Here is a 19,606-nt window from a genome sequence, read left to right as displayed (position 1 = left end):
CAAGGGGGTCAATTTGGATTGGCGCAAAGGGGTCTTTTTCCTTTGGCGAACCTTATCAAATTAACTCGGCTAAGGGGAACTTTTTAGATTGGCGAAGAGGGGTCAATTTGAAGCGGTTTATCCACATAATGATAAAAATAAACTCATTCTTCGTTCATCTAATCCAAATTTTAAAGGGGATACCGTTATAGAAAAATCGAGCATAAAATCACTATATATTATAAAAGGTAAAATAACAAGAAATTTGATTTAAACTTATTCCGATTGCTCTATGTCGACTGTAACAAATAGTCGCAGATTCTCAAATTAAAGATTTAAGTACGTTTCGGTTTGCCAATATTAACCGTAGGGCAACACGCGGCAGACTTTTTTTCTTTAAAATATTTGCCTGTCAAAAAACTTATACTATCTTTATTGTATGATTAATTCTATAGCTTATGAAAAAGTTGTGTTTAATCATCCCGATCTTACTATCCCACTTTAGTTCCTTCGCAGATTATGGGTGCCTTGTTCCTGGCTACTCCGAACTATTAATTTATCAAACGAATCCACCAGGAGGGGTTTTTTCAAACTCACCAAATAGCCAGCCTGATGTTGGGTGCGAGTGGGTTTTAGATACGTCGAAGCCATATCTCGGTTGCGTTGGGCATGCAAAAGCAGGTATAAAAGGAACATATTATCAACAATGCCCAATCGACGACTATATCCCCACATTTTTTATATTTACAGCTGGCATTGCTTTTCTTCATTTGAAGAGGAGGCTGCCAGCTGGCAAACATGAAGATATCCATAATCACGGTAGTTTATAACGGTAAAGCTTACATAAAAGATTGTATTGAATCTATTATAAATCAATCGCACAAGGATATTGAGTACATTATAATTGATGGTAATTCTACGGATGGAACACTATTGATAATAGAGGAATACCAGCAATACCTGCATCATTTCATCTCGGAAAAAGACAATGGCTTATACGATGCCATAAATAAAGGTATTTGTTTAGCAACTGGCGAAATCGTTGGTGTTTTAAATGCTGATGATGTGTTCGCAAATGAAAATGTAGTAGAAGAGATTGTAAATTCATTTAAACAGAATCCTGAAATTGAAGGTGTTTATGGAGATCTGAATTATATCCATCCTGTTCATTTGAATATTATACGTAAATGGAAATCTAAACCTATAACCCTCGAAGATATTAAATTAGGTTGGATGCCGGCACACCCAACTTTATACCTAAAAAGAAATCTTTTTGAAAAGTATGGTAATTATGCATTAGACTTAGGTACGGCAGCCGATTACGATTTAATTTTAAGATTTTTTTTTACACATAAGTTAAATGTCAAATACCTTCCGGTTTTAATGGTAAAAATGAGAACCGGAGGAGTAAGTAATAATTCTTTTAATAGCTTGTTTAATGCTCTTGTAAATGATTATAAGGCTTTGAAAAAAAATGCCATACCCAATCCTTTATTGGTTATTATAAGAAAAAAACTATCTAAGATTAAACAGTTTTGGTAAATAGCTTAAAATAATCTTCCATCCAATTGCTACTCCATTTCGTCTGGGGAGGACTGTTTAGGGCTTTTTCCTGAATCTTTCCTCTTTAAGAAGCTAAAGTGCCAGAGGTGGTTTACGCAGCCTGTTATAAACCATAGACGTAGAAAATTAAGTAAGTGCTTTACAATTTTTACAATGTCTTTTGTAGATAATGGCTAAAATGAATACAAACATTACTTCCTGAAATGTTATATTTGTTAGCAAACCTTCTACAGTTTTGCTTACAAATTTATTTAATACAAATCCTACATTTTTTTATATAGCCATTGCTTTTATGGCTTGTGTTATTGTAGTTTCGAGTTTGCCCTCGGTTATGCATACCTCAATAAAATACAATTTGTTCGATAAAAACGATATGTATAGGAAAACGCATAAACGTAATATCTCGCGTTTGGGGGGTATTTCCATTGTAGCGAGTTTCACAATAACAACCTTGCTTTTTTCGACGTTGATAAAATTTGAGGAGGCAAATTTCCTCATCACTTCATGTATTATTTTGGCTGCTTTAGGTTTAAAGGATGATGTTTATGGGAGCAATACCCGCACGAAGCTTATTTTGCAATTGGTTGTTGCTTTTATTTTAGTTTTCTTTGGCGGATTTAAGTTAACCAGTTTATATGGTGTATTAGGAATTTGGGATATGCCTTTGCTTTGGGGAGGTATTTTCTCAATAATTCTGATAATTTTCCTGAACAATGCATTTAATCTGATAGATGGCATCGATGGTCTTGCCGGCACCATAGGGATTGTTACTAGTTTAATTTTCGGAATATTTTTCTCGTTGATGCATCAGGTTACTTATGCTTTTATTGCATTTTCTTTGGTAGGCTCAATCGCAGGCTTTCTAAAATACAACTGGTATCCTGCAAAAATATTTATGGGAGATACCGGAGCGCTTATAATTGGTCTGGTTACAGCTGCGCTGGCAATAAAATTTATTGAGCTTAATAAATTTGGAACAGTTTCTAACCCGTTTATTCGCTCGGCTCCTGCAATTGCTGTATCTATTTTAATTGTGCCAATTTTCGATTCATTAAGAATTTTTACTGTTAGGGTGCTAAAAGGAAAATCACCATTTATGGGCGATAGAAACCACATTCATCATAGATTAGAAAGATTAGGACTAAAGCCACCTCTAATTATGCTGGTAACTGCAGGTTTAAACCTTTGTATGGTAACAATGACTATATTAATGAGGGATTTAGGTAATTTTTTTCTTATTTCCTTTCTTATCGGTTTATGTGTACTATTTGATTTGATGTTATTCTACAACCTCCGCAAAATCGGAAAGTAAATCTCCTTAGCTATAAAATACTTTCGGCTAATAAAGAAAGAACTAAGTTGGAGCCATCCTGATGAAGTTTTCTTAAGCTACTCTTTATCTCCCACAATCTCAAAATAAACATTAATTTTGCATTCTAATTTTAATAAATGAGAATAGCAGTAAATGGTTTTGGCCGCATAGGCAGAACCTTCTTACGTTTGGCACTTGCCGAAGGTTTCGAGGTGGTGGCAATTAACGATTTGTCGGAACCAAAAACAATGGCTCATCTTTTTAAGTATGATTCGGTTCATGGCGTATTCAAAGGTAAAGTTTCAGCAAAACCAGATTCCTTAATTATTGATAATTTATCCATTCCGATATTTTCTATTAAGCACCCTATTCATTTGCCATGGTCGGCATTAAAAGTAGATATTGTGGTTGATTGTACTGGTAAAAACTTAACACATGAAGATGCGGAAGCCCATATTATTTCAGGGGCTAAACAGGTTATTATTTCTGCTCCTGCTGCAGATGATATTCCGATGGTTGTATTGGGCGTTAATGAAGACAGTATAGATTTAACAAGTAATGTGCTTTCTAATGCGAGCTGTACCACCAATAACATTGCACCTATGATAAAAATTTTAAATGATAGGTGGGGTGTGGAAGAAGGTTATATCACCACCATCCATTCGATGACCGGCGATCAGAACTTGCACGATAGCGATCATAAAGATTTACGTAGAGCAAGAGCAGCTTCTGCATCTATTATTCCAACAACAACTGGTGCAGCAAAAGCGATTACGCATATTTTTCCGGAATTGGAAGGTAAGCTTGGAGGCGCTGGTATTCGCGTGCCTGTGTTAAATGGTTCATTAACAGATTTTACCTGTATCCTCAAAACTAAAACAACTATCGCAGAAATTAATGCAGCATTTAAATCCGCTGCTGAAAATGAATTTAAACAGGTGCTGGAATATACCGAAGACCCGATTGTATCCGTTGATATTATAGATAACCCGCATTCTTGTATATTTGATGCCCAGCTAACATCGATAGTAGGCGATTTAGTAAAAGTGGTTGGTTGGTATGATAATGAATATGGCTATAGCAGTCGTTTGGTCGATTTAATTAAAAAAATAGAAGCAATTAAAATAAATACTTCAGTCCATAACCCATTTAACCAAACTCAGCCAGCCGCTAATTCTCTCCTTAAAAACTCAATCATCCACTAATTAAATTTTATGGTAAAATTTATCTCTGATGAAGAAGTTCTTCCCCTTAGGAGCCTGGTTCTTAGAAACGGTAAATCTTATGATTTTTGCCACTTTGATGGTGATGAAGCTTATGACACTTTTCATTTAGGTTACGAAGTAGATGGTGAAATAAGATCGGTAGCAAGTTTTATGCGCAACGATTTTTTTGAAGGAGAGGGCGAAGGCTATCAGTTAAGAGGCATGGCAACACATCCCGATTTCGGGAAAAGGGGTTATGGCGCTGCCTTAATAACTTTCGCTATTGAGTATTTGAAAGAATATAAAACCGCATATTTGTGGTGTAATGCCCGTTCTTCTGCAGCAGTATTCTATAAAAAAATTGGCTTTACAACCGAATCGCCCGAGTTTGATATTCCTGGAATCGGTTTCCATTACGAAATGAAATTAAATTTAAATCAAAAATAATAAAGCATGAAAACGATAGACCAGATTAACTTTAAAGATAAAAAAGCGTTAATACGAGTAGATTTCAATGTTCCATTGGATGATGATTTTAAAATTACGGATGATAAAAGAATGCGAGCAGCAATTCCAACCATTGAAAAGATTTTGAATGACGGCGGATCGGTAATTTTAATGTCGCATTTAGGCCGCCCGAAAGATGGTCCTACGGATAAATATTCTTTAAAGCATATTCTTGGAGATTTATCACGCATGTTAGATTTAGAAGTAAAGTTTGCAGATGATTGTATCGGTGAATCTGCTGTTAGCCAAGCCAAGAATTTATATCCGGGCCAGGTTTTGTTATTAGAGAATCTTCGTTTTTACAAAGAAGAGGAAAAAGGGGATGTTGGCTTTGCTAAAAAATTGTCCTCCCTAGGCGATGTTTATGTAAATGATGCCTTCGGAACAGCACACCGTGCGCATGCTTCTACCGCAGTTATTGCTCAGTTTTTCCCTGATGCAAAATATTTTGGTTACCTAATGGCTTCTGAATTAGAAAATGCAGAAAAGGTTTTAAATCACCCGGAACGACCATTTACTGCAATTATGGGTGGTGCTAAAGTTTCTGATAAAATCTTGTTAATTGAGAAATTATTGGATAAAGTAGATAACCTGATTATTGGTGGCGGTATGGCTTATACTTTTGCAAAAGCGCAGGGTGGGGAAATCGGCACATCTTTATTAGAAGCAGATAAACAGGAGCTTTCTTTAGAATTAATAGAAAAGGCTAAAGCAAAAGGTGTAAATCTAATTCTTCCATCGGATACCGTTATTGCAGATAAATTTGCAAACGATGCCGATAAAAGAGATGTAGATTCTGGTCAGATTCCGGCTGATTGGATGGGATTGGACATTGGCCCGAAATCAATTGCCTTATTTCAGGATGTAATTAAAAATTCTAAAACGCTATTGTGGAACGGTCCAATGGGGGTTTTCGAAATGGAGAATTTTGAAGCAGGAACCAAAGCTGTTGCAGAAGCCGTTGTTGCTGCAACAAAAGATAACGGTGCTTTCTCATTAATTGGTGGTGGTGATTCTGCCGCGGCTATTGCGAAATTCGGAATGGAAAATGAAGTGAGCTATGTTTCAACAGGTGGGGGTGCTTTGCTTGAGTATATGGAAGGTAAAGAATTACCTGGCGTAAAAGCAATTAATGAATAATTAAATATATTGCGGGTTGAATTGTTAATTTAACCCGTAATTTTCTAATTTATTTCCTTATCGCTCTCATGAAAATATATTTTTCTCTCCTTTATATATTATTTTCCATTCTTTTTCAATATTCATTTGCTCAGGCGCAAACCAATCAAACCGTTTTAAATGGCGGGCAAACTAATGTAATAAATTTTGGTGGCTCAGTTTGTAAATATAAATGGACGAATGATACTCCGGGTATTGGTTTAGCAGCCAGTGGTAATGGAGATATAGGTTCATTTGTAGCAGTTAATAATACATCTAAACCAATTACCGCAACAATTACCGCTACACCTGAAAGTTCCGGATTCGCCTATATTGCCGATACTTACTTAAATGTGGTATCAGTAATTAATTTATTGACAAACCTTGTTGTTGCTACAATTCCGGTTGGTTTGAATCCCCACAACGTAGAAATTAGTCTTGATGGGAGTTTGGTCTATGTTGCAAATTATCATGGCGGCTCAGTTTCTGTTATTAATGCCTCTACAAACATGGTAAAATCAAATATTATTACTGATGATTACCAACTGGGTTTTATTGTTAGTGATGATGCTAGCACGCTTTACACCATAAGTGGTAATGGAAAGTTCTCTGTTATTAATACATCTACGAACGCCATAATTAAGTCACTGGTTTTAAATATTACAAGTTACAGTATGTGTTTTAGTGCGGATCGAAAATTTATCTACATTGCTTCGAATTATGGTAATGATGTAGTTGTTTTTAATACCCAAACAAACGCTGTAGAATATACAATTCCAATTGGTGTAAATTCGAACACATTGTGTTTAAGTCCTGATGGCGGAAGTTTATATGTCAGCACCCGGGATAATAATATTAAGATTATCAATACAGCAACCAGATTAGTAACCTCCAGCATTGCTATTTCTAATCCATATGCTACAATGCTAAGCTCAGATGGAAAATTTTTATATGTAACAACAGGAGGTAATTCTGTTACGGTTATTAATACATTTGACAAAAGTACAGTTATAAGGTATCCTGCAGGACAATATATAGAAGGCATCTCATTGAATCAGGACGGCTCACGTTTGTATATTATAAACCAGGTTCCTGGTAATGTACAAGTTGTAAATACAACAAATAATACCCTTGCTGCCAATATCAATGTCGGGTCTAATCCTTACTCAATTGGGCATTTTGTTTACTCCTGTGCAGCAAAGCCAATTACATTTACAATAACTGTTAATCCAAGTACACCAATCCCTAAAGTATTAACATCAGGTGTTTTAGAATCGTTAAATTCTATATATGGAGGCGTATCAATTGCTACAAATTTTACCATCTCAGGAAAAGATTTAACAGCTCCGGTAGTGATTAATGCGCCAGAAGGATTCGAAATAAGCATCGATAATAACGTTTTTAGTTCGGTTTTAACAATTGGTTCTATGGGCGATTTGACAGATGTAAAGGTTTATATCAGGCTTAAATCGACTGTTCCGGTTGGTGATTATGCCGGACAAATTCTGATCGGGAGTAGCCCGGAGATTTCTATGGAATTGGCAATGCCGCTAAGCCATGTTTACCCGGCACCACTATTGATTATCGCTGATAATAAAACGAAGGTTTTTGAGGATGACAATCCTACATTTTCCGCTACATACAGTGGGTTCGTAAATAATGATACGCCTTTAAAACTTTTCGCCCAGCCTGTATTAACAACAATTGCAGTGAAATCGTCTCCTTTAGGTGACTATCCCATACTGGTGAGTAGTGCGTTCTCGCCAAATTATACGATTACTTATCGAAATGGAACGCTATCGATTGTTGAGCGTCCGGTATTAGGCGCAATTCCAAATGGTTTTTCGCCAAATGGCGATGGTATAAACGATTTTTGGATTATCAAAAATCTTGAAACAAACTTGCGGTGTGCTGTTAGTGTTTTTAATAGGTATGGTGTAAAAATCTTTTCATCAATTGGCTACAAAATACCTTGGGATGGGACTTCTAAAGGTAAGGCCGTAAACCCAGGGACTTATTATTATGTGGTCAATTTTAATGATGGGAAAAAAGTTTCCGGAAGCCTAACCATTATCAAATAATCTATTGAATTCAGTTTGTTTTTCTTTGATGATTTAACCATTATCTTTTATTACTGATAGCCCCTGGCCTGCAAATTAAACAGCTCTGCATACCTTCCTTCCTTTTCAAGAAGTTCTGCATGAGTGCCAGATTCGAGTACTGTACCTTTTTCCAGCACCAGTATTCTATCGGCAAGCCTCGCTGTAGAAAAACGGTGAGAAATAAGCACTGCCGATTTTCCAATTGTCAATTCAGCAAATCGTTGAAATACTTCATATTCTGCCCTCGCATCCAGGGCAGATGTAGGTTCGTCTAAAATAAGTACCTGGGCGTTTTTCATATAAGCCCTGGCAAGCGCAACCTTTTGCCATTCACCACCCGAAAGTTCTACGCCATCATTAAACTTTCTGCCCAACCATTGTTCATAACCAAGCGGGAATTTTGCAGCCAGTAAATCAGCTAAACTTTGTTTGGCCGCTGTTGAAATCAGGCTTATGTTGTCAATTTCCCCAATATTCCCAACCGCTATATTTTGCGATAAGGTCATCTGGTAACGAATATAGTCTTGAAAAATAATGCCCATATTATGCCTTAAATCCGAAAGGCTGTAATTTTTTAAGTCTATGCCATCCAGTAATATTCTACCTTCAGTCGGGTCGTAAAGCCGAGCCAATAGCTTTACCAGCGTAGTTTTGCCAGCGCCGTTTTCGCCTACAAGTGCGAGTTTTTCGCCTGGGTTAAGTGTGAAATTTAAATTATGGCAGGCATATTTTGGCGCATTCCGATATTGAAATCCAACGTTTTCAAAAGTAAATCCGCTTACAATAGGGTTAGGAAAAGGGAGTGGATTTTTGGGTTCGGTAATTCTTGGTTTAATCTGAAAAAATTCAATAAAGTCGTTCAGGTATATTGCACCTTGCGAAACCAAAGTAAAGCGGGAAAGCATGGTTTCCATTAGGCCGCTAAGCTGGCGAAAAGAACCGGCAAGAAATGTCAGGCTACCAAGTGTTGCTTTTCCATTTATGGTTTGGTAAATAATAAAGCCATAAGCACCATAATAACCAATTGTACCTAAAATAGAGAAAAGTGTACCCCATCCCGAACGGCTTATCGCTAGTTTACTGTTATCCGCATAGAATTTATCCGAGAGTGTTTTAAAGCGTTTAACGATAAATTCTGAAAGGCCAAAAACCTTTACTTCTTTTGCTGTTTCATCACTTGCACCAAGGTATCGAACATAATCCAGTTCTCTGCGTTCGGGAGTTTGGCTTCTGGAAAGCGCATAATTTCTACTATTGAAATAAGACTCACCTAAAGAGGAAGGTATAATGGCAATTAATAGCATTAAAATGAGCCATGGATTGAATGCGATTAAACCGGTTAATAAAAAGGCCATCGAGATAAAGTCTTGTATCTGGCTCATTACTTGCGAGAGTAGAATTGTTCTGCCAACAGTTTGTTGTCTCGCCCGCTCCAGTTTATCATAGAATACCGAATCTTCAAATTGGTCCAAATCCAGTTCAGTTGCATGGCGCATAATTCGCATAGAAGTGTGGTTTGAAAACAAATCACCCAGCAGGCTGTCTGTAAGGTTAATCATTCTATTTAGGCCATCTGTGGTTATTGCCAGTAAGAATTCCAGGCCAACAAGTTCCCAAAGTTTCTGCGTATCTGCAGAAGGTGTTCCTGAGTTTAAAGCAACCACTTGATCAATAATAAGCTTACCAGTATAAAGTAGAGCAACAGGCATGGCAGACCTAAGGATACGTAATATAAGGCTTATAACTGTCTTTTGCGGATTACTTTTCCACACCATTTTGAAAAATACAGGTAGGTTTTTGAGCGAGGAAAGACGTTGTTTGAATGAAATTTCTTCTATTTTAATGGTGTTTCTGCTTTTTGCCATCTTAAATTATTAGCCCGCCAAATATAATTTATTCCATTTGAATCTGATTTATTACAATTGATATGATGGGGGTAGAAAAGTTATTGCTATGGTTAAAGATGAATAGTTTTGGTTAAAATTTTATTTTAAGTTTTTTGTGCTCTTAAGTGCCCAATAAACCAACACCGGTTGGAAAAATAATCTTGCGAATCTTTTGGCATCGGTATTTAAACCGAAAGCACTTCTGCTATTGGTAAATTGCGAAATATTACCTGGAAAGACTGCAATAAATAAACCGGCAGCAATTTTGCCGATTACTTTTTGATGTTTTTTAGGGGCTAAAATTAATGCACTGCCTAAGGCAATTTCAGCTATTCCTGATTGTATTACCGTTTCATCCTTTTTCAAAGGTACCCAATCTGGAACCTGTGCCTGAAATGCTTTTCGTGCGAATGTTAAATGGCCAATTCCCGCAAATATTAAGCCTGCACCCAATAATATTTTGGCTGCTTTTTTAATGTTTTCTTCTTTCATGCCGTCTTTTATGGTAATAATCTAACAATTTTGATGGAAGAAAGTTGAAGAATTTTTTGACGGCTAACTTTAGAATTTTTTCTGATAACCGACACCTTCACCAACAGATTCAAATCCATGTGCTTTTCTCATTTCCTGCTGCTGTTCGGGAGTTGTGTTCTTTAGTTTTCCTTCGGATACGGCGATGAAAAATTCCTCCATCTTCCCTGCAGGCTGAAAGGTCATGATCATTCTTCCCAAACCTTCACTCGTTTTTGAGAAAGAATGTGGAATACCTCTTGGTCCAAAAACGGTATCTCCTTGCTTAGCTTGATGTAATACATCACCAACCTTTATTAAAAATTCACCTTCAAGTACATACCAGATTTCATCCTGAGCGTAGTGGTAGTGAAGTGCCGGTCCACCTTTTTTTACCCGGGAAGATTCGAAAACAAACAAGTCTCCACTTGTATCTTTTGAAGATACCTTTGTATAAAATGTATCTCCTTCAAATAAGGTTATTGGTTTCTCAAATCTATCTGCTCCTGCTTTTACCTTGAAACCTTTTCTAGCTTCTGAAGAAATAAACAGTTCGGCAAAGCTTCTGAATGGTAGGATAGTAGGCGACATTAAGGTAGCCGCCGCTTTAAAAAAGGAACTTCTTTTCATGGCTAATGATTTTAATAATAAAAATAGCTATTTTTTATGTAATGTTCTGTAATCCAATTTTTTAATTTTAATTTTCGCTAAGATTGTTTTAATAATTTGTTTTTATTTAAGCATTGAGGAACAAATTATTCGGTCAAGGTCATAAAAAACGAAAATCATATTTTAGGTTAAGCATTTTGTGGGTAAAATTTTGGATAATGAGCCGATAATGTCGTTAGCTTTGAGCTTTTAAATTGACAATTGTATAAAAATATTTTCATTAACGATGATTTTTTAAAATACTAATTTTTGTAGTTAACTCGCTTTTTATCAGTGATTAAGCGGTTTTTATGAATTTTAATTGGTTTCTTTTCTGTTCTTTTAGGGGACAAAGTGGGAGAAAGTATATGTGGAAAACTTTTTTGTGGTAAAAAGTGGTAAAAAGTGGTAGAACTATTTACTTTTACACTACATAAAAAGTGTAAATACCACTATGACCCATCTTTTAGGAGAATTTGATTGTAAACTTGACGCAAAAGGCCGCTTAATGGTTCCCTCTGCGCTTAAGAAACAATTGCCTGATGTAGAGCGGGAGGGGTTGGTAATTAACCGCGGTTTTGAAAAAAATCTCGTGATTTATCCGAAAAGTATTTGGGATGCAATTGTTGCTCAATTAAGCACGCTTAATGTGTATGATGAAGAGAATCGAAAATTCATCAGGGCTTTTACCCGAGGTGCCACAGAGCTTTCTTTAGATGCTGCTGGTCGGGTATTGCTACCAAAATCACTTACAGAGTATGCGGGCATAGGAACAGATATTATGCTTTCATGTCAACTAGATCGCATTGAGGTTTGGGATAAGAATGCTTATGAAGAGACTTTGGATAGTACGCCTGCAAACTTTGCAGCACTTGCACAAAAAGTAATGGTTGATAAGAAAGGGGCCGCTGATGGAATATAATTACCACACACCTGTAATGCTGCAGCCCTGCATTGATGGTTTAAACATCAAATCTGATGGTGTTTATGTTGACGTAACATTCGGTGGTGGCGGGCATTCAAAAGAAATATTAAAACATTTGGGTCCAGAAGGAAGATTAATCGCTTTCGATCAGGATCCTGATGCTCAATCAAATATTCCTGCAGACGAACGCTTTATTTTTATCGATCAGAATTTTGGTTTTCTAAAAAATAACCTTCGTCTTAAAGGTTTTAAGCAGGTTGATGGTATACTGGCCGATTTGGGTGTATCTTCTCATCAGTTCGATGTACCCGAACGCGGTTTCTCCATTCGTTTTAATGCGGATTTAGATATGCGTATGGATCCGAACGGAACTTTGACCGCTGCAGAGGTTCTAAATACTTATTCAGAAGATAAGCTTCATAAGCTTTTTGGTATTTATGGCGAAGTGAAAAATGCAAAATCCTTGGCTCGTGTAATAGTAACTGCCCGGTTAGAAAAACCCTTTACGGATATAGACAATTTCAAAATTTCTATTTCAGATTATATTCCGAAAGGAAAGGAGAATAAGTATTTGGCGCAGGTTTTTCAGGCATTACGTATAGAGGTGAACGCAGAAATTAAAGTACTTGAAGATTTTCTGCAACAAGCTGCTGATGTTTTAAAACCTGGTGGTCATTTGGTGGTGATGTCTTACCATTCGCTGGAAGACAGGCCGGTTAAAAACTTCATGGCAAAGGGTAAGTTTCAGGGCGAGGTTGAAAAGGATTTCTTTGGAAATCAGCAAAAGCCTTTTAATGTAATTACACGTAAAGCAATAATTGCGTCTGAGGAAGAGATTGCAAAGAATAATAGGGCTCGCAGTGCGAAATTAAGAATAGCAGAAAAAATATGAACAAGTTCAGAGCAGACGAAGAAGAAATCGGACCTGAACCTGAATTAAAGGTGAAATCCGAAAAGGTTAAGCCTGAATATGATAGAAAATTTGGCGAAACTTTTATTGGTAAGTTTTTTACCGAGGGCGTAATATCAAAAGAAGCGGCTACCGATGCATTGCCATTTTTATGCTTTTTGGCATTTTTAGGTATGGTTTACATCGCTAATAGCCACTTTGCAGTTAACAACGTTCGCCGCATTGATAAGTTAAATAAAGAAGTTAAAGAGTTAAGATGGGAATATAAATCTTTAAAGGCCGACCTCATGTTTAAAAGCAAATTAACAGAGGTTGCTAAAAAAGTAGATACTCTTGGAATAAAAGAATTAATAGAACCACCCAAAAAACTAATTGTTAAAAGCGATGAATATTAGAGCAAACATACTGCTTCGTGTATATCTGGCATTTGGCTTAATTGTGCTTTTTGCCCTGGCGGTATTTTTACGCCTTGGTCAGGTGCAGTTTGTACAGGGACATAAATGGAAAGCTATGGCAGATAGTCTTTCTACTCGTTACATGGTTGTTGAAGCTACCAGAGGTAATATTTATTCTAACGACGGAAGTTTGCTTGCAACTTCAGTTCCCGAATATGAATTACATATGGATATGTTTGCTGGTGGCATCCAGGACGATAAAATTTTTAATGAAAAAGTAGATTCTTTAGGGATGAAACTTGCTGGTATTTTTCAGGATAAATCTGCAAAGGATTATTCAAGAATCCTACGCAAAGGTCGTCAGGATAGTGCTCGCTATTTATTGATTCACCGCAAGGTTGGTTATTCAGATTTAAAAACCATAAGAACTTTTCCCTTGTATAATATTGGTAAATTTAGTGGCGGCTTAATTGCAGTTCAGCAGAATAAGCGTATCCTGCCATTCCAGGCTTTGGCTGCCCGTACCATCGGATATAAAAACGCAAATGTAAAAAATGGAGTTGGTTTAGAAGGCGCTTACACAGAGTATATAAATGGAGAAACAGGCAAGAGGTTAATGCAACGTATTGCAGGTGGGGTTTACGTTCCGGTTAACGAAGAGGAAGAAGTTGCCCCCAAAGATGGTGCAGATATTATTTCAACCATTGATATTAACATGCAGGATTTGGCCCAGAGTGCGCTAGAAAAACAACTTAAAAAATATTATGCAGATCACGGTACTGTGATTGTAATGGAAGTTGCTACAGGCGAAATCAGGGCTGTAGCAAATTATTCAAAAGTAGAGGAAGGCGTTTATAAAGAAAAATTTAACTATGCCATTGCCGGAAATCAAGATCCGGGTTCTACCTTTAAACTGGCTTCGTATATGGCTTTACTTGAGGATAAACTGGTTGATACCAATACAATGGTAGGAACGGGTACTTATCAAATTCCAGGAAAATTAATTACCGATTCGCATGGAAGTATTGGTACGGTTACCGTTAAAAAAGCTTTTGAAGAATCATCAAATGCCGCAGTAGCTTACCTGGTTAATTCAAATTATCGCGATGACCCAAAAAAGTTTACAGATCATTTGTATGATTGGCACCTTAACCAGAAAATGGAACTTCAAATACCTGGCGAGGCAATGCCGGTTATTAAAAATCCTAAAACAAATAAGAGTTGGAACAAAAACATGACTTTACCACAAATGGCTTATGGTTATGAGATGATGTTGACACCACTTAAAATGTTGTCATTTTACAATGCAGTTGCGAATGATGGAAAATACATTGCACCAATTTTTGTAAAGGAAATTAGAAGATTGGGCAACCCTATAGAGCAATTTAAAGCTCGAGTGATTAATGAACAGATATGTTCTGATGTAACCCTTAGCAAAATTAAGAAAATGCTCGAAGGCGTGGTAACTGAAGGTAGCGGTAAAACCTACGTTTATAACCCACTCTACAAAATTGCAGGTAAAACAGGTACGGCACAGGTTGCCGATGCAAATAAGGGTTACAAAGCGAAGAAACAGTATCAGGCATCTTTTGTTGGTTATTTTCCTGCTGATAAGCCAAAGTATTCTATGATTGTTGTAATTAATGATCCTAAAGGAGGTTACTATGGTGCATTGGTTTCAGGTCCGGTTTTTAGGGAAATTGCTGACAGGATTTACGCCAGTGATATGCAGATGTATAACGATGTGCCAACCCGCTTGGTTGGTAATACTGGCAATCCACCTACAAAATCAGGACAAAGTAAAGCAACTCAAAAAGTATATAAGGCATTTGGTTTTAAGCCACTTTTTGCTTCAAAATCTGAATATTATAATACAATTGATACAAGTGCTGGAACCATTTTTCAGGAGAACAATGAGCGTAAAGGCGTTATGCCGAATGTAGCAGGAATGGGTTTAAAAGATGCGCTTTATCTGCTTGGAAATGCAGGTCTTAAAACAAGGGTAACAGGTTCGGGTAAAGTAATTAGACAATCTGTTCAGGCCGGAACAAAAGTGGGCAAAGGTTTGCAAATAGATATACAGTTAGATTAGAAAACGTAATGATGGATTGATTGAAATAGAGAATGATGGAATTATAACGATTTGCTTAACATTCACTCATTCAAAATTCACTCACTCAATAATTAAAAAAGGGAATGATAGATTGATTGAATTAGAAAATGATGGAATTGTAGCGATTTGCTTAACATTCACTCATTCAAAATTCACTCACTCAATAATTAAAAAAGGGAATGATAGGTTGATTGAATTAGAGAATGATGGAATTGTAGCGATTTGCTTAACATTCACTCATTCAAAATTCACTCATTCAATAATTAAAAAAAGGAATGCAATTACAGGATTTACTATACGGCGTAACAATAAAGGAATTGGTTGGCAGAACCGACAGGGAAGTCAATGCCCTTACTTTCGATTCGCGTAAAGTTACCAGTGATGATGTTTTCTTCGCTATTGTTGGTACTGCGGCCGATGGTCACCTTTTTATAAACCAAACTGTGGATCAAGGTACTAAAGTGATTGTTTGTGAAAACCTACCCGAAATCGACAATTTTGATGTTACCTATGTAAAAGTTGATAACTCTTCAGTAGCCTTGGGTATAATGGCTGGTAATTTTTACGGTAATCCTTCAGCCGATTTAAAACTAATTGGTATTACCGGAACAAATGGTAAAACTACAATTGCAACCATTTTATTTAAGCTTTTTAAAGACTTGGGTTATAAAACAGGATTACTTTCAACGGTAGAAAATTATATCAATGATACTGTTGTTGTCGCAACGCACACAACGCCAAACCCGATTGTATTAAATGCATTGCTTCGTGATATGGTTAATGCCGGTTGCGATTACTGTTTTATGGAAGTAAGCTCTCACGCAGTTGCACAACATAGAATTGAAGGTTTAACATTTTCAGGTGGTGTTTTTTCAAACCTGACACATGATCATCTTGATTTCCATAAAACTTTTGATGAATATTTAAAAGCCAAAAAGGCATTTTTTGATGTGCTGCCTAAATCAGCATTTGCATTAACCAATATCGATGATAAGAACGGTATGGTGATGTTGCAGAATACAAAGGCCTATAAAAAAACCTATGCCTTAAAGCAATTGGCCGATTTCAAAGCTAAAATTATTGAAAACCAGTTTAGCGGTTTGCATCTCGATATTGATAATGAAGATGTTTACTTTAAGCTGGTTGGTTCTTTTAATGCTTATAATTTGCTCGCTGTTTACGGAACTGCAATTCTTTTAGAACAGGATAAACTAAAAGTGTTGACTTTGCTAAGCAGTTTGACAGGTGCTGAAGGTCGTTTCGATTACATTATTTCGACAGATAATATAATTGGAATTGTAGACTATGCGCACACACCTGATGCAGTTCAGAATGTTTTAAGTACTATAGCTAATATTAGAAAAGGAACAGAGCAGGTAATAACGGTTATTGGTTGCGGTGGCGATAGAGATAAAACTAAACGCCCGGTGATGGCTCAAGTAGCCTGCGACTGGAGCGATAAAGTAATACTGACATCTGATAATCCAAGAACTGAAGATCCTCAAGCTATCATAAATGAAATGGAAGCAGGGGTTTCACCAACAAATAAGCGTAAAACAATATCCATTTTGGATAGAAAGGAAGCAATAAAAACTGCTTGCCATTTGGCAAAAAGCGGCGATATTATTCTTGTAGCTGGAAAGGGCCATGAAAAATACCAGGAAATTAATGGTGTACGGAACCATTTTGATGATAAGGAAATTTTACTTGAACAATTTAACCCTCGCAGCTAATGTTATACTTATTATTCGAATATCTATATAAGCATTATGACATACCTGGATTGAGGTTGTTCCAGTACATTACATTCCGTGCCTCGGTGTCCATTATACTTTCATTGATAATCACCACGGTTTATGGCCGCCGCCTGATAGATTATTTACATAAAAAACAAGTTGGTGAAACGGTAAGAAATTTAGGCCTTGAAGGTCAGATGCAAAAACAAGGTACACCAACAATGGGTGGAATTATTATCTTACTTGGTATTCTGATACCAACTTTGTTGTTTGCGAACATTACAAATGTTTATGTGATTCTGATGATTGTTACCACCATCTGGATGGGTGCAATCGGCTTTTTGGATGATTATATTAAAGTTTTTAAAAAAAATAAGGAAGGTTTAGCTGGTCGTTTTAAAGTTGTTGGTCAGGTTGGTTTAGGTTTAATTGTTGGGTGGACAATGTATTACAACCCGAATATTGTTGTTAGAGAAACCGTTCAGGATAATGTTAAAACAACCAATGCTGCACCTATGGTATTACGTCAGAAAGGCGAAACCTTTTATTATACACAGGATGTGAAATCAACTAAGACTAATATTCCATTTTATAAAAATAACGAATTTGATTACGCTAAAGTACTTAAGTTTTTAGGAACTGGTTATGAGAAATATGCATTTCTTGTTTTCCTGGCTTTTACAGTATTTATCATTACGGCAGTATCAAACGGTGCAAATATTACAGATGGAATTGATGGGCTTGCAACCGGTACTTCAGCCATAATCGGAACAACGCTTGGTATCCTTGCTTATGTTTCGGGTAACGTTGGCTTTGCAGATTACCTGAATATAATGTACATCCCTAATTCGGGCGAACTCATGATTTTTGCAGGTGCATTTGTTGGTGCCTGTGTCGGTTTTCTTTGGTACAACTCTTATCCTGCACAGGTTTTTATGGGCGATACCGGAAGTTTAGCAATTGGAGGCATAATCGCATCGTTTGCAATTATGATTCGTAAAGAATTACTGATACCGATTTTATGCGGTATTTTCTTAATCGAATTGGTCTCTGTAATTATGCAAGTTTCTTACTTCAAATACAGCAAGAAAAGATTTGGGGAAGGTAGACGTATTTTACTTATGGCACCTCTGCACCACCATTACCAGAAGAAAGGTTACCATGAAGCGAAAATTGTTACCCGCTTCTGGATTATAGGAATTATGTTGGCAATAATGACAATTGTAACATTGAAATTGAGGTAAAAAACGAATAAAAAAAATGAGCACCAATCAAAATACAAACGATAATACCAAGTCAGGAATGGCAGGGCAAAACCGTGTGGTTATTTTGGGAGCTGGCGAAAGTGGTACAGGCGCTGCAAAGTTAGCGCAGCAGAAAGGATTCGATGTTTTTGTTTCGGATTACGGTGTAATTACAGATAAGTATAAAGCTGCACTTGAAAAGTTGGCGATACCTTTTGAATCGGAACAACATACCGAAGCATTGATACTAAATGCATCGGAGGTAATAAAAAGCCCGGGCATTCCGGCAACTGCTCCGATAATTAAAAAACTAGTTGCGAAGGGTGTTTCAGTCGTATCTGAAATTGAATTTGCTAAAAGATATACGAATGCCAAAACAGTTTGCATTACTGGCTCTAACGGGAAATCCACTACAAGTCTGCTTACATATCATATCCTAAAAAATGCGGGGTTAAATGTGGGTTTGGCCGGAAATATCGGTAGTAGTTTTGCAGCACAAGTTGCTGATAAATCTTTCGATTGGTATGTGCTGGAGGTATCAAGTTTTATGCTCGATGATATGTTTAAGTTTAAAGCAGATGTGGCCGTTTTATTAAATATTACTCCAGATCATTTAGACAGGTATGATTATAAACTTGAAAATTATGCAGCATCGAAAATGCGTATTATCCAGAATCAAACCAACAATGATGTTTTTATCTATTGCGCAGATGACGAAGAAAGCCTAAAAGCACTTCAAATTTTTAGAATAGAAGCAAAAACATATCCATTTTCAATCACAAAAAAGATTGAAAGCGGAGCTTATTTAGAACACAATACAATACACATCCTTACAGAACCAAATAAAGAATTAACCATGTCTATTACAGAATTAGCCTTACAGGGCAAGCACAACATTTACAACTCCATGGCTTCTGGTATTGTAGCGAAGGTTTTAGAGTTAAGGAATGAAACCATTCGTGAAAGTATGGGCAGTTTTAAAAATATTGAGCACAGGTTAGAACATGTGGCCAAAATTTCAGGAATTGATTTCATTAATGATAGTAAGGCAACTAATGTAAATTCTACATGGTATGCTTTGGAAAGCATGACAACAGATGTGGTTTTAATAATGGGCGGCGTAGATAAAGGAAACGACTACAACATGCTTAAGGATTTGGTTAAAAGTAAAGTTAAAGCAATTGTTTGTTTAGGTAAAGATAATAAACGCATTCACGATGCCTTTGAAGATGATGTAGAAGTTATTGTTAATACATTTTCGGCAGAGGAGGCTACACAAATTGCTTTCCATTTGGCCAAGCGCGGAGATGCCGTTTTACTTTCTCCGGCTTGTGCAAGTTTTGATTTGTTTAAAAATTATGAAGATCGCGGTAACCAGTTTAAAGCGGCAGTAAAAGAATTATAAAAGGAGGT

16 protein-coding genes are annotated in these 19,606 nt (G+C 36.6%); 13 read left to right on the top strand and 3 right to left on the bottom strand.

Annotated features, from left to right (window positions below):
* Positions 1–777 precede the first annotated feature (777 nt).
* The 6 genes from IEV50_RS18750 to IEV50_RS18725 all read left to right on the top strand — a co-directional run bounded on the left by IEV50_RS18750 (position 778) and on the right by IEV50_RS18725 (position 7,805).
* Positions 778–1,521: a glycosyltransferase family 2 protein gene (locus IEV50_RS18750; RefSeq protein ID WP_188417320.1), complete on the top strand. Its 744-nt coding sequence runs from the start codon at positions 778–780 to the stop codon at positions 1,519–1,521.
* Positions 1,522–1,777: 256 nt separating this feature from the next.
* Positions 1,778–2,854 (top strand): MraY family glycosyltransferase, encoded by a 1,077-nt coding sequence (locus tag IEV50_RS18745; protein ID WP_188417319.1) that lies wholly within the window; start codon positions 1,778–1,780, stop codon positions 2,852–2,854.
* 137 nt (positions 2,855–2,991) lie between these two features.
* Positions 2,992–4,059 carry a type I glyceraldehyde-3-phosphate dehydrogenase gene (gap, locus tag IEV50_RS18740; RefSeq protein WP_188417317.1) on the top strand — a complete coding sequence of 356 codons (1,068 nt, stop codon included), beginning with the start codon at positions 2,992–2,994 and terminating at the stop codon, positions 4,057–4,059.
* A gap of 9 nt (positions 4,060–4,068) precedes the next feature.
* Positions 4,069–4,506 carry a GNAT family N-acetyltransferase gene (locus tag IEV50_RS18735; RefSeq protein WP_188417308.1) on the top strand — a complete coding sequence of 146 codons (438 nt, stop codon included), beginning with the start codon at positions 4,069–4,071 and terminating at the stop codon, positions 4,504–4,506.
* A 6-nt stretch (positions 4,507–4,512) separates the two neighbouring features.
* Complete coding sequence (locus IEV50_RS18730; protein ID WP_188417306.1) at positions 4,513–5,706, top strand: phosphoglycerate kinase; 1,194 nt, start codon at positions 4,513–4,515, stop codon at positions 5,704–5,706.
* Positions 5,707–5,774: 68 nt separating this feature from the next.
* A complete protein-coding gene (locus tag IEV50_RS18725) occupies positions 5,775–7,805 on the top strand; it encodes a T9SS type B sorting domain-containing protein (protein ID WP_188417304.1) in 2,031 nt (676 codons plus the stop codon).
* A gap of 50 nt (positions 7,806–7,855) precedes the next feature.
* Here the strand turns inward: IEV50_RS18725 and IEV50_RS18720 are convergent, their stop codons facing one another.
* From IEV50_RS18720 to IEV50_RS18710, 3 genes are all read right to left on the bottom strand, one after another.
* Positions 7,856–9,691, bottom strand: a complete 1,836-nt coding sequence (locus IEV50_RS18720; RefSeq protein ID WP_188417302.1) for an ABC transporter ATP-binding protein — start codon at positions 9,689–9,691, stop codon at positions 7,856–7,858.
* Positions 9,692–9,811: 120 nt separating this feature from the next.
* The gene (locus IEV50_RS18715; protein WP_188417300.1) at positions 9,812–10,204 is read right to left on the bottom strand and encodes a DoxX family protein; all 393 of its coding nucleotides are present in this window, start codon (positions 10,202–10,204) and stop codon (positions 9,812–9,814) included.
* Between the two features lie 69 nt (positions 10,205–10,273).
* Positions 10,274–10,852, bottom strand: coding sequence for a cupin domain-containing protein (locus IEV50_RS18710; RefSeq protein WP_188417298.1), 579 nt, complete (start codon positions 10,850–10,852; stop codon positions 10,274–10,276).
* A 472-nt stretch (positions 10,853–11,324) separates the two neighbouring features.
* On the opposite strand from IEV50_RS18710, the gene mraZ reads away from it, so the two are divergent.
* From mraZ to murD, 7 genes are all read left to right on the top strand, one after another.
* A complete protein-coding gene (gene mraZ, locus IEV50_RS18705) occupies positions 11,325–11,792 on the top strand; it encodes a division/cell wall cluster transcriptional repressor MraZ (protein ID WP_188417296.1) in 468 nt (155 codons plus the stop codon).
* On the top strand, positions 11,782–12,687 hold the full coding sequence (rsmH, locus tag IEV50_RS18700) for a 16S rRNA (cytosine(1402)-N(4))-methyltransferase RsmH (RefSeq protein WP_188417294.1): 906 nt from the start codon (positions 11,782–11,784) through the stop codon (positions 12,685–12,687). The genes mraZ and rsmH overlap by 11 nt, the downstream gene beginning before the upstream one ends.
* Positions 12,684–13,100, top strand: coding sequence for an FtsL-like putative cell division protein (locus IEV50_RS18695; protein ID WP_188417292.1), 417 nt, complete (start codon positions 12,684–12,686; stop codon positions 13,098–13,100). The genes rsmH and IEV50_RS18695 overlap by 4 nt, the downstream gene beginning before the upstream one ends.
* Positions 13,090–15,192, top strand: coding sequence for a PASTA domain-containing penicillin-binding protein (locus IEV50_RS18690; RefSeq protein ID WP_188417290.1), 2,103 nt, complete (start codon positions 13,090–13,092; stop codon positions 15,190–15,192). Before IEV50_RS18695 ends, IEV50_RS18690 begins: the two co-directional genes overlap by 11 nt.
* Before the next feature lie 296 nt (positions 15,193–15,488).
* Complete coding sequence (locus IEV50_RS18685; protein WP_188417288.1) at positions 15,489–16,946, top strand: UDP-N-acetylmuramoyl-L-alanyl-D-glutamate--2,6-diaminopimelate ligase; 1,458 nt, start codon at positions 15,489–15,491, stop codon at positions 16,944–16,946.
* Positions 16,946–18,193 carry a phospho-N-acetylmuramoyl-pentapeptide-transferase gene (gene mraY, locus IEV50_RS18680; protein ID WP_188417286.1) on the top strand — a complete coding sequence of 416 codons (1,248 nt, stop codon included), beginning with the start codon at positions 16,946–16,948 and terminating at the stop codon, positions 18,191–18,193. Before IEV50_RS18685 ends, mraY begins: the two co-directional genes overlap by 1 nt.
* A 16-nt stretch (positions 18,194–18,209) precedes the next feature.
* Positions 18,210–19,598: a UDP-N-acetylmuramoyl-L-alanine--D-glutamate ligase gene (gene murD / locus IEV50_RS18675; protein WP_229746802.1), complete on the top strand. Its 1,389-nt coding sequence runs from the start codon at positions 18,210–18,212 to the stop codon at positions 19,596–19,598.
* The last annotated feature ends 8 nt before the right edge of the window (positions 19,599–19,606 follow it).

The organism is Pedobacter mendelii (assembly GCF_014635725.1).
GTDB classification, from domain to species: domain Bacteria; phylum Bacteroidota; class Bacteroidia; order Sphingobacteriales; family Sphingobacteriaceae; genus Pedobacter; species Pedobacter mendelii.
This window is presented reverse-complemented; position numbering and strand designations above follow the sequence as displayed.

Excerpts from the sequence above, each read along its gene's own strand:
- IEV50_RS18735 (WP_188417308.1), top strand. The coding sequence starts at position 4,069 with ATGGTAAAATTTATCTCTGATGAAGAAGTTCTTCCCCTTAGGAGCCTG.
- murD (WP_229746802.1), top strand. The coding sequence starts at position 18,210 with ATGAGCACCAATCAAAATACAAACGATAATACCAAGTCAGGAATGGCA.
- mraZ (WP_188417296.1), top strand. The coding sequence starts at position 11,325 with ATGACCCATCTTTTAGGAGAATTTGATTGTAAACTTGACGCAAAAGGC.
- IEV50_RS18710 (WP_188417298.1), bottom strand. The coding sequence starts at position 10,852 with ATGAAAAGAAGTTCCTTTTTTAAAGCGGCGGCTACCTTAATGTCGCCT.
- IEV50_RS18695 (WP_188417292.1), top strand. The coding sequence starts at position 12,684 with ATGAACAAGTTCAGAGCAGACGAAGAAGAAATCGGACCTGAACCTGAA.
- mraY (WP_188417286.1), top strand. The coding sequence starts at position 16,946 with ATGTTATACTTATTATTCGAATATCTATATAAGCATTATGACATACCT.
- IEV50_RS18750 (WP_188417320.1), top strand. The coding sequence starts at position 778 with ATGAAGATATCCATAATCACGGTAGTTTATAACGGTAAAGCTTACATA.
- rsmH (WP_188417294.1), top strand. The coding sequence starts at position 11,782 with ATGGAATATAATTACCACACACCTGTAATGCTGCAGCCCTGCATTGAT.
- IEV50_RS18725 (WP_188417304.1), top strand. The coding sequence starts at position 5,775 with ATGAAAATATATTTTTCTCTCCTTTATATATTATTTTCCATTCTTTTT.
- gap (WP_188417317.1), top strand. The coding sequence starts at position 2,992 with ATGAGAATAGCAGTAAATGGTTTTGGCCGCATAGGCAGAACCTTCTTA.
- IEV50_RS18715 (WP_188417300.1), bottom strand. The coding sequence starts at position 10,204 with ATGAAAGAAGAAAACATTAAAAAAGCAGCCAAAATATTATTGGGTGCA.
- IEV50_RS18720 (WP_188417302.1), bottom strand. The coding sequence starts at position 9,691 with ATGGCAAAAAGCAGAAACACCATTAAAATAGAAGAAATTTCATTCAAA.
- IEV50_RS18690 (WP_188417290.1), top strand. The coding sequence starts at position 13,090 with ATGAATATTAGAGCAAACATACTGCTTCGTGTATATCTGGCATTTGGC.
- IEV50_RS18685 (WP_188417288.1), top strand. The coding sequence starts at position 15,489 with ATGCAATTACAGGATTTACTATACGGCGTAACAATAAAGGAATTGGTT.
- IEV50_RS18730 (WP_188417306.1), top strand. The coding sequence starts at position 4,513 with ATGAAAACGATAGACCAGATTAACTTTAAAGATAAAAAAGCGTTAATA.